8 protein-coding genes are annotated in these 10,968 nt (G+C 72.4%); all 8 read left to right on the top strand.

The genetic code is table 11. The features are described from left to right. The coding region (gene ruvA / locus FRCN3DRAFT_RS0227330; RefSeq protein ID WP_007520031.1) for a Holliday junction branch migration protein RuvA at nt 1-603 on the top strand (603 nt) is incomplete at its 5' end. A gap of 31 nt (nt 604-634) precedes the next feature. Further along, nucleotides 635-1,720: a Holliday junction branch migration DNA helicase RuvB gene (ruvB, locus tag FRCN3DRAFT_RS0227325; protein ID WP_007520030.1), complete on the top strand. Its 1,086-nt coding sequence runs from the start codon at nt 635-637 to the stop codon at nt 1,718-1,720. Between the two features lie 344 nt (nt 1,721-2,064). Then, complete coding sequence (yajC, locus tag FRCN3DRAFT_RS49895; protein ID WP_007520029.1) at nt 2,065-2,556, top strand: preprotein translocase subunit YajC; 492 nt, start codon at nt 2,065-2,067, stop codon at nt 2,554-2,556. A gap of 164 nt (nt 2,557-2,720) precedes the next feature. Then, a complete protein-coding gene (gene secD / locus FRCN3DRAFT_RS0227315; RefSeq protein WP_007520028.1) occupies nt 2,721-4,559 on the top strand; it encodes a protein translocase subunit SecD in 1,839 nt (612 codons plus the stop codon). A 1-nt stretch (nt 4,560) separates the two neighbouring features. After that, the gene (gene secF / locus FRCN3DRAFT_RS0227310; RefSeq protein ID WP_007520027.1) at nt 4,561-5,775 is read left to right on the top strand and encodes a protein translocase subunit SecF; all 1,215 of its coding nucleotides are present in this window, start codon (nt 4,561-4,563) and stop codon (nt 5,773-5,775) included. Between the two features lie 9 nt (nt 5,776-5,784). Beyond that, nucleotides 5,785-6,372 carry an adenine phosphoribosyltransferase gene (locus FRCN3DRAFT_RS0227305; RefSeq protein ID WP_007520026.1) on the top strand — a complete coding sequence of 196 codons (588 nt, stop codon included), beginning with the start codon at nt 5,785-5,787 and terminating at the stop codon, nt 6,370-6,372. A gap of 212 nt (nt 6,373-6,584) precedes the next feature. Next, nucleotides 6,585-9,209, top strand: coding sequence for a RelA/SpoT family protein (locus tag FRCN3DRAFT_RS0227300; RefSeq protein ID WP_007520025.1), 2,625 nt, complete (start codon nt 6,585-6,587; stop codon nt 9,207-9,209). Nucleotides 9,210-9,240: 31 nt separating this feature from the next. Beyond that, the coding region (locus FRCN3DRAFT_RS56570) for a RelA/SpoT family protein (protein ID WP_035925275.1) at nt 9,241-10,968 on the top strand (1,728 nt) is incomplete at its 3' end.

The raw sequence follows: 10,968 nt of genomic DNA, 5'->3' as shown, positions 1-10,968 counted from the left end.
GTCGCCGGGCCGGTGCTGTCGGTGTCGCCGACGGCGGCCGTCGTGGAGGTCGGCGGGGTGGGACTCCTGGTGCAGTGCACCCCCGTGACGCTCGCCGGGCTCGTCGTCGGCGAGCCGGCGCGGCTCGCGACCGCCCTGGTGGTCCGGGAGACCGAGCTGACGCTCTACGGGTTCGCGGACGCCGACGAGCGGGAGGTCTTCGAGACTCTGCAGGCCGCGGGCGGAGTCGGGCCGAAGCTGGCCCAGGCGGTCCTCGGGGTGCTGGCGCCGGACGACGTGCGCCGCGCGGTCGCCGAGGAGGACCTGGCGGCACTGACGAAGGTGCCCGGCGTCGGCCGCAAGGGCGCCCAGCGGATCGTGCTCGACCTCAAGGACAAGCTCGGCCCGCCGGTGGGTGGCGCGGCGCCGCGCGCCGGCCTCGGCGCCTCGGGACGGATCATGCCCGCCCCGAGGACCGCGACCGAGCAGGTGACGGACGCGCTCGTCGGCCTTGGATACTCGACCCGCGAGGCGCAGGACGCGGTGGCGGCGACCGGCGACGGCCCGGACGGCGACGTCTCCGCGCTGCTGCGCGCCGCGCTCGCCGTCCTGCGGCCGCGTTAGGCGGCAGGGGGCGTACGGGACAGTGGGGCACATGGGAAGCGAGGAAGGGCTCGTCGCGGCCGCGACCGCGGCGGACGCCGAGGAGCGTGCGTTCGAGGCGGGACTGCGGCCGCGGACGCTGGCGGAGTTCGTCGGGCAGCGCAAGGCACGGGAACAGCTGTCGATCATGCTGGCCGGTGCGCGCGGCCGGGGGCGCCCGCCGGACCACGTGCTGCTGTCCGGGCCGCCGGGCCTCGGCAAGACGAGCCTTGCCATGATCATCGCGCAGGAGCTGGCGGTGCCGCTGCGGCTCACCAGCGGCCCCGCGATCGAGCGGGCCGGTGACCTGGTCGCCGTCCTCACGTCGCTCGCGCCCGGCGAGGTGCTCTTCATCGACGAGATCCACCGGATCGCCCGCCCGGCCGAGGAGCTCCTCTACTCCGCGATGGAGGACTTCCGCGTCGACGTAGTGCTCGGCAAGGGCCCCGGCGCGACCGCGATCCCGCTCGACGTCGCCCCGTTCACCCTGGTCGGCGCGACCACCCGGGCGGGCCTGCTGACCGGGCCGATGCGCGACCGGTTCGGCTTCACGGCCCATCTCGACTTCTACGACGCGGACGAGCTGACCGCCGTGCTCACCCGGTCCGCCCGGCTGCTGGGGGTGGAGCTCAGGCCAGAGGGGGCGGTCGAGGTGGCGGGGCGCTCCCGCGGCACCCCTCGGATCGCCAACCGGCTGCTGCGCCGGGTCCGCGACTACGCCGAGGTGCGTGCCGACGGGGTCATCACCCTGGAGGTCGCGAGGGCGGCGCTGCGGGTGTACGACGTCGACCCGCTCGGGCTCGACCGGCTCGACCGCGCGGTGCTCACCGCCCTGGTCAAGCGGTTCGGGGGCGGCCCCGTCGGGCTCACCACGCTCGCGGTGTCGGTGGGTGAGGAGCCGGAGACCGTGGAGGACGTGGCCGAGCCGTTCCTGCTGCGCGCCGGCCTACTCGCCAGGACAGCCCGCGGCCGGGTCGCCACCCCGGCCGCCTTCGCCCACCTCGGCTACGACCCCCCGGCCGACCCGCTGGGCCGCTCCCAGGCCATCCCCGCCCCCCTGTTCGAACCGGGCTTCGAGGCCGACGCCGACGCCAACTGAGTCATCCCACCGCCCAACCGGCCCCTTGGGCGTGGCCTGGGTTCGGACGTCAGGCCGCACGGTTGGTGAGGCGTCGCGTTGGTGGGCAATGCGCGCAACAGAACCACAGAACGTGACGGCGCATCGGCGCAGTACCAACCCGGCCACGTCGCCCACCCGCGACCAGGCCAACGATCGTCATACGCCTTGACCCGGAACCATTCGGGGAGGGCGCTGCGCGCCCGACAGGCGGCGCCTGGTCGGGGTCCCTGCCGGATCGCGTAGCGATCTGGTAGGTCTGGGGCGCGGAGCGTCCGGTCACGGGACCGCCGTACGATCGGCCGCGACACCGAGGAGGGCAGGACGTGCACGTACTGGCGACCGCCGCGTTTGCGGCCGGCGAGACCACGGCCGACGACAAGGGTGGCGGTGGCGGCGCCGGCAGCTGGCTACTGCCGCTTCTGATCATTCTGGTAGGGGTGTACTTCTTCACGATCCAGCGCAGGCGATCGCGCGCGACCCAGCAGGAGCAGTCGAAGCTCGGCCCGGGCAGCCTCATCATGACCCGCGGCGGGCTCTACGGGACGGTCGTCGAGGTCGACGGCCAGGATGTGCTCCTGGAGATCGCGCCGGACGTCGTGTGCCGGTTCAGCCGGGGCGCGATCGGCCGGATCGTGAGCTCGCCGACCACCGAGGTCGACGAGGACACGGCCGAGACTCCGGACGACGACACGCCGACGGCCGACGGATCGCCGGCCGGGACGGCCGCGGACGCGACGTCGGAGCCCTCGGGCGAGCCGGCAAGCGAGGACCGTCCGGCGCCCGATGACGCGGACAAGCCGAAGAAGGAACTGTAGGCGTCCCTGCGTCGTAAGAAGAACGACCCATCCGGCGCGGGCTGGGCGGCCAACGTCCCCATCCCGTCGCTCGTCGGATACGTTGGGCTCCGGCCGGGATCATCGTCGACCCGGCGGTCATGAAGGGACATCCGTTGGCACGTCGGTCGACACGGTCGCGCGAGATGCGGCCGTTCTGGCTCCGGCTGGGGTCCCTCGCCGGTGTGCTGGTGGTGCTGTACGGGATCATGGCCTTGACCGGGACGTTCACGCCCCGCCTCGGCCTGGACCTGCAGGGCGGCACGAGCGTCATCCTCACGCCGAAGTCGACGCAGGCGGGCCAGAAGGTCAACAGCGGCGCCGTCGACAAGGCGATCGACATCATCCGTCAGCGGGTCGACGGGCTTGGCGTCGCCGAGTCCGAGGTCAAGCGCAACGGCAACCAGATCGAGATCTCGGTGCCCGGCCGCGGGCGCTCCGACGTCGTCAACCTCGTCGGCCAGACGGCCGAGCTCCGGTTCCGTGAGGTCGTCACCTCCGGCGCCGCGGCACCGGCTCCCAGCCCGACGGCCACCCCGTCCGCCGGCGCGTCGGCCTCGCCGTCGGCCGGCTCGACGCTCGCGCCGGCGAGCGGGCAGCCGACCGCCGGCGCGACGGCGTCGGCCTCGGCGTCCGCGAGCCCGGCCGCGGCTGCGACACCGAGCGCCACCCCGACGCCCACGCCTACCTCGACGCCGTCCGCGAGCGCCACCCCGTCCGCGACGCCGACGCCGAGCGCCAGCCCGGCGGCCGACGCGAACACGCCGCCCGCCGACGTCCAGAAGAAGTACGACGAGCTGACCTGTGCCCCGTCGGAGGTACGCGGCTCCGCCGCCGCCACCGACGCGCCGGGGGACTGGACCGCCGCGTGCGACCGGACCGGCCAGGTCAAGTACCTGCTCAAGCCGGCGAAGGTGATCGGCACCGACGTCAAGACCGCGTCGGCGGGCCTGCTGTCCAGCGGCGGCACCACCAACGTCAACACCGGCCAGTGGGTCGTGAACGTCGACTTCACCGGCTCGGGCCAGAACAAGTTCACCAAGCTGACCGAGGACACGATCGGCAAGCAGGTGGCGATCGTGCTCGACGGCGTCGTGCAGTCAGCGCCGACGACCAACGAGCGCATCCCCGGCTCCGCCCAGATCTCCGGCAGCTTCACCCAGTCCGACGCTGACGACCTGGCCAACGTGCTGAAGTACGGCGCACTGCCGCTGTCGTTCGAGAAGTCGCAGGCGGAGTCGATCTCGCCAACGCTCGGGCGGCACGAGCTCAAGGGCGGCCTGCTGGCGCTCGGGATCGGCCTCGCCCTGGTGATCCTCTACTCGTTCTTCTACTACCGGCTGCTCGGCGTCGTCGTGATCACCTCGCTCGCGGTCAGCGGCGTGCTGATCTACGCCGCGGTCACGCTGCTCGGCGAGGCGATCGGGTTCACGCTCACCCTCGCCGGCATCGCCGGTCTGATCCTCTCGGTCGGCGTGACGGCTGACTCCTTCGTCGTCTACTTCGAACGCATCAAGGACGAGGTCGCCCAGGGCCGGACCACCCGGGCGGCGGTCGAGCGGGCCTGGCCGGCCGCGCGGCGCACCATCCTGTCCGCGGACACGGTCTCGTTCCTCGCGGCCGCGGTGCTCTACATCGTCTCCATCGGGTCGGTACGCGGCTTCGCCTTCACCCTGGGGCTCTCGACGCTGTCCGACGTCGTCATCGTGTTCATCTTCACCAGGCCGCTGGTGACCCTGCTGGTCCGGCGCCGGCTGTTCAACTCGCCGAAGTGGTCGGGCCTCACCCCGGCGAAACGCGGGAGCACCGACGGCAAGGAGCGGCCCCGGCTCTCGCGCCGGGTCGGCACCGTACCGGCCGCCGGAGTACCAGGTGGCGGAGCACCAGGCGGCGGCACCCCGGCCCAGGGAGCGCCGCCAGGAGTGGCTTCCGGCCCCCGGCCGGGGGCGCGTGCCGCCAGGCCCGGACAGAAGCGGGAGTCCTGAGATGTCGGCGATCACCCGGTTCTACCGCGGCGAGTTCTGGTTCGACTTCATCGGCCGGCGCAAGATCTGGTACCTGTTCTCGGGTGTCCTGCTGGTGATCTGCATCGTCAGCATGATCGTGCGCGGCTTCTCGCTGGGCATCGACTTCTCCGGCGGCGCCGTCTTCCAGTTCCCGGCGAACGGCCACTCGGTCGAGGACGCCCGCGGCACGCTGAACTCGGCCGGGGTGAACCCGAACGACGCGATCATCCAGCAGCTCGAGACCAGCAAGCAGCTGCGGGTTCAGACTCCGGTGCTCACCGACGCCCAGGCCGAGGCAGTCACCAGTCAGGTGGCAGAGGACTTCGGAGCGAAGAGCGCCGATATCGCGGTCTCGACGGTCGGCGCCTCCTGGGGTTCCACCATCACGAAAAAGGCCGTCGAGGGCCTTGTGATCTTCCTCGTGCTGGTGATGCTCTACCTGACGTTCCGGTTCGAGTGGAAGATGGCGGCCGCCGCGATGGTGGCGCTGATCCATGACCTCGTGGTCACTCTCGGCATCTACTCGCTCGTCGGGTTCGAGGTCACGCCGTCCACGATCATCGCGCTGTTGGCCATCCTTGGCTTCTCCTTGTACGACACCGTCGTCGTCTTCGACCGAATACGGGAGAACACCGCCGGGATCGCGACGTCCAGCCGGCGTACCTACGCCGAGGAGACCAACGACTCGCTCAACGAGACCCTGATCCGCTCGCTGAACACCTCGTTCATCGCGCTGATCCCGGTCGCGTCGCTGCTGTTCGTCGGCGCGGGCCTGCTGGGCGCGGGCACGCTCGAGGACCTCGCCCTCGCCCAGTTCGTCGGTATCGCCTCGGGCACCTACTCGTCGCTGTTCCTCGCTGCCCCGCTGCTGGTGGACTTCAAGCAGCGTGAGCCGGCGGTTCTGGCCCTCCAGGCTCGGGTGCTGCGGGCCCGGGCGAGCGCCGCGCGCACGAGCGCGATGGCCGAAGCCGCGGCGTCGGGCAAGAACACGGGCACGGCGGCGCGCGCCCCCCGCCTGGCCGGGGCGGCCGGCGAGGCGGACGCCAGCGTCGTCGAGGTCGGTGACGAGGAACGGGAACCCGCCTCGGCGGGAGTGCCACGCCGTCCGGGTGCCCGCCCTGGCCAGCCGGCCGGCCGCGGCCGCGCCGCGCCGCGCCGCGGCGGAGGTCGCCCCGGTGGGAAGCGGCGACGGTAAGAAGGCGCCATGACGAGCATCGAGACTCCCGCGGCGAGCGCCCTGACGCCCGAGGCGGCCGACGCCGGCCTCGCGGCGGCGGCCCAGGCGCTGCGCTCCCACGTGCGCGACGTCCCCGACTTCCCCCAGCCGGGCGTGGTGTTCAAGGACATCACTCCGCTGCTGGCGACCCCGGCCGCCTTCGGGGCGGTGATCGGCGCGCTCGCCGACACGGCCGAACGGCTCGGTGCGACCGTGGTCGCGGGCATCGAGGCCCGCGGCTTCCTGCTGGCCGCGCCGGTCGCCGACCGGATCGGCGCTGGGATCGTCCCGATCCGCAAGCAGGGCAAGCTGCCCGGCCGCACGGTCACCGAGTCCTACGCGTTGGAGTACGGCACGGCGACCCTGGAGATGCACGCCGACGCCGTCGGCGCCGGGGACCGGGTGCTCATCATCGACGACGTCCTCGCCACCGGTGGTACGGCCGCCGCGGCCGTCAACCTGCTGCGCCACGGCGGCGCCGAGGTGCTCGGCCTCGCCGTGCTCATGGAGCTCACGTTCCTGGCCGGCCGCACCCAGATTCCGTCACTCAACGTGACCACCCTTCTGTCGATCTAGGCTTCTCGCTCCCGCCGCCCGCGGGCCGCCCGCCGCCGAGCGGGGCCCTGCCCTACCTGCCACGCGCCGCCGTCCTTACGGCCGCCGCGCGCGTCACCGAGGCCACCCAGGCATGATCCCGGGGCTTCGGTGTCGGCTTGGCTGGGTTGCGGAAGGCCTGCGGCTAACCCAGCGTTAGTCTCGAAGTCAGACTTTCCGGCAGGAGCAGGCCAGTGCCCGACGCAATCCCGGTGATAACCGGCGGCGGACCGCTCCCGGCGCCCGGGCCCGTGACGGGTCCGGCGCCGGAGCGGCGTCGTGGGTTGCCCAGAACCGGGAGCCAGGGCGCCGGCGAGCGCGCTCCCGGCGAGGACGCGGGCGCCACCGCGGCGGGCGCGGCGGGGGTCGACCGTCCGGTCACCGAGACCGAGGCCGTCGGCGGGGGCGCACCGGTCGGCGGGGGTGTCCTGGCCAGCGGTGGTGTCCTGGCCGGCGGGCCGGTGTCGGACGAGCTGCCCGAGGACGGCGCCCCGGTGACGCCCCGGCTGGGCCACGAGTCGCCGCCGCTGCCGCGCCGGCTGCGCAGCCGGCTCTCGCGCCTCTCCCCGCATCGCGAGACTCCGCCCTCCGCGCTGGACCCGGTGCTGCGCGGCCTGCTCACCAACCACCCGAAGGCCGACATCGGGCCGGTCCAGCTGGCCTTCCAGGTGGCGGACGCGGCGCATGCCGGGCAGGTGCGAGCCTCCGGCCACCCCTACATCACCCATCCGATCGCGGTCGCGAGCATCCTCGCCGACCTGGGCATGGACGTCCCGACGTTGTGCGCCGCGCTGCTGCACGACACGCTCGAGGAGACGACGCTCACCGCCGACGCGATCCGCGAGCAGTTCGGCGACCAGGTGGCGCTGATCGTCGACGCGGTCAGCCGGCTGCAGAAGGTCAACGCCGGCGAGATGGCGCAGGCGGAGATGATCCGCCGGATGGTGATCGCGATGGCGCGCGACCCGCGGGCCCTCGTCGTCAAGCTTTCCGACCGGCTGCACAACATGCGCACGCTGCGGTTCCTGCCCGAGCACCGCCAGGAGCGCAAGGCCCGCCAGACGCTGGAGGTCTACGCGCCGCTCGCGCACCGGCTCGGGATGAACTCGCTGAAGTGGGAGCTGGAGGACCTTTCCTTCGCCGCGCTGTACCCGAAGCGCTACGACGAGATCGTCCGCCTGGTCGCGGACCGGGCGCCGAGCCGGGACGTCTACCTCGCCGACGTCACCGCAGGGGTGCAGTCCTACCTGTCAGAGGCGGGCATCGCCTCGGTCGTCGTCGGCCGGCCCAAGCACTACTACTCGATCTACCAGAAGATGGTCGTGCGCGGCCGGTCCTTCGACGACATCTACGACCTGGTCGGCATTCGGGTGCTCGTCGACTCGGTCCGCGACTGCTATGCCGCCCTCGGCACCGTCCACGCGAACTGGAAGCCGATCCCGGGCCGGTTCAAGGACTACATCGCGATGCCGAAGTACAACATGTACCAGTCGCTGCACACGACCGTGATCGGCCCGGAGGGCAAGCCGGTCGAGCTGCAGATCCGCACGCACGGGATGCACAACCGGGCCGAGTACGGCATCGCCGCGCACTGGAAGTACAAGGAGGAGGGCCGGGCCGCCAGCCGCCGCCGCGGTGGCGGTGGCGACGAGCCGGACCTGGCCAGGAGTCGCCGCCGCGGCGGCGACGAGCCGGACCTGGCCAGCTGGCTGCGCCAGATCCTGGACTGGCAGCGGGAGTCCGCGGACCCCGGCGAGTTCCTCGACAGCCTGCGCTTCGAGGCTCCGGCCGACGAGGTCTTCGTGTTCACCCCGAAGGGTGACGTCATCCCGCTCCCGGCGGGCTCCACCCCGATCGACTTCGCCTACGCGGTCCACACCGACGTCGGCAACCAGTGCGTCGGCGCCCGGATCAACGGCCGGATCGTCACGCTGGACACCGAACTCGACAACGGCGACACCGTCGAGGTCTTCACCTCCCGGGCACAGGGAGCCGGGCCCAGCGAGGACTGGCTGACGTTCGTCCGCTCGTCCCGGGCCCGTTCCAAGATCCGCCAGTGGCACGCGCGCGAGCGCCGTGAGGACGCGGTCGTCGCGGGCCGCGACGCGATCGCCAGGTCGCTGCGCCGCCACAACCTGCCACTGACCAGGCTGATGACGGGTGAGGGCCTGCTCAGCCTGGCCAAGGACCTGCGCTACGCCGACGTGAGCGCGCTCTACGCGGCGGTCGGCGAGAACAACATCAGCGCGCAGGCGGTGGTGAACCGGCTGCTCACCGCGATGGGCAGTCCGGAGGCGACCGAGGAGGACGTCGCCGACACCGCGCTGCCGATCCGCCCGCTGCGCCGCTCCGCCGGCGACCCGGGGGTGTTGGTCTCCGGGGCGTCCGACATCTGGGTGAAGCTGGCCCGGTGCTGCACGCCGATGCCGGGTGACGAGATCACCGGCCTGGTCACCCGCGGACGAGGTGTGTCGGTGCACCGCACCGACTGCGTCAACGTCGGCGACCCGGCGAGCCCGTCGGCGGACCGGCAGGTGAGTGTCGAATGGGCCCCATCCAGCGGCTCCGTCTTCCTGGTGGTGATACAGGTGGAGGCGATGGATCGCGCGAAGCTGCTCTCCGACGTCACCCGGGTGCTGTCGGACCATCACGTCAACATCCTGTCGGCGTCGGTCACCACGAACCGTGAGAACGTGGCGATCAGCCGGTTCACCTTCGAGATGGGCGACGCGAAGCACCTGGGACAGGTGCTCGGCGCGGTGCGCCGGATCGAGGGCGTCTACGACTGTTTCCGGGTCACATCTGGCGTACAGGCGTAGGCCTGCGGCGCCGTAGAGGAGGGCGGGGGCGATGGACGCTGGGGCGCGGGCGGCACTGCCGGCCGGGGGAAGTCTGTCGCCTGGGGTGACGACGCCGTTTGGTGAGGACGCGCGCCCGCTGCTGGCCGCCCGCCAGGCCAGCCACCGGCTCGCGCACCTGGCGCGCCGGGTGGCCTCCGGCCGCGGCGGGCAGATCCCGCCGGAGCTGCGCGACATCGTCGAGGCCCATCGCGACTTCCACCCCAAGGCCGAGATCGGCGCGATCGTGCGCGCGTACGAGGCCGCCGAGCTCTACCACCGCGGCCAGATGCGCCGCAGCGGCGACCCGTACATCATCCACCCGGTGGCCGTCGCCGAGATCCTCGCCGATCTCGGGGTGGACACGACGACCCTGGTCGCGTCGCTGCTGCACGACACCGTCGAGGACACCAGGGCGACCCTGGAGCTGCTCACCGAGGAGTTCGACAGCGAGGTGGCCAACCTCGTCGACGGGGTCACCAAGCTGGACAAGATGCGCTTCGGCGAGGCGGCCGAGGCCGAGACGCTGCGCAAGCTGATCGTGGCGCTGGCCAAGGACTACCGCGTCCTACTGATCAAGATCGCCGACCGGCTGCACAACATGCGGACGCTGGGCTTCATGTCGCCGCCGAAACAGGCCAAGATCTCCCGCGTCACCCTGGAGATCCTCGCCCCGCTCGCGCACCGGCTCGGCGTCAGCGTGATCAAGCGCGAGCTGGAGGACCGGGCGTTCGAGGTGCTCGACCCGGACGAGCACCGGCGCACGAAGATGCTCGTCGACGACTTCATCGCCGCCGAGCGGGAGAGCGGCCAGCTCACGGCGGTCGTCACCCGGCTGCGCTCCGGCCTCGGCGAGGCGAAGATCGCCGGTGACGTGTCCGTGCGCACCAGCCACCTGTTCTCGATCCACAAGCGCGCCCAGGAACGCGGCCGGCAGCCCCGGGACTTCTACGACATCGTCCGGGTGCTGGTGCTCGTCGAGGACGTCCGCGACTGCTACGCCGCGCTCGGGGTGATCCACGGGCTGTGGCGGCCTGTTCCGGGCCGGCTGCGCGACTTCGTCGCCACACCGAAGTTCAACATGTACCAGTCGCTGCACACGACGGTCACCGACGCGACCGGCCACGCGGTCGACATCCAGATCCGTACCCGGCAGATGCACGTCCTCGCCGAGACCGGCATCGTCGCCCGCCCCGTCGGCGCCGGCGCCGACGGGGCCCGGCTGGAGGGCCTGGCCTGGCTGCACAGCCTCCTCGACTGGCAGGACGAGGCGCAGGACCCGGGGGAGTTCCTCGAGTCGCTCTCCAGCGACCTGGACGCCGACGAGGTGCTCGCCTTCACCCCGAAGGGCAAGGCGATCGCGCTACCGGCCCGGTCGTCGCCCGTCGACGTGGCCTACGCGGTGCACACCGACATCGGCCACCGGGCGGTCGGCGCCCGGGTGAACGGCCGGCTGGTGCCGCTGCACACCCGGCTGCGCAACGGCGACGTCGTCGAGATCCTCACGTCGAACCTGCCGCACGCCGGGCCCAGCGAGGACTGGCTGTCGTTCGTCAGGACCGCGCGCGCCCGAGTACGGATCCGTCGCCGCCTCGCCCGTGGCCGCCGCGACGCCGCCGAGGCCCAGGGCACCCAGCCGCCGGTATCGGAGACGGGCACCTCACCGTCGATGGGCGCACCGGTGGCCCCGGCCCCGGTCGTGGCTCCGGCCACGCCCGTGGCCGGGCAGACCGTCGCCTCG

Origin of the sequence: Pseudofrankia saprophytica (assembly GCF_000235425.2) — a bacterium.
GTDB lineage: Bacteria > Actinomycetota > Actinomycetes > Frankiales > Frankiaceae > Pseudofrankia > Pseudofrankia saprophytica.
Note: the sequence above shows the minus strand (reverse complement) of the source record. Positions and strands in the feature narration are given on the sequence as shown.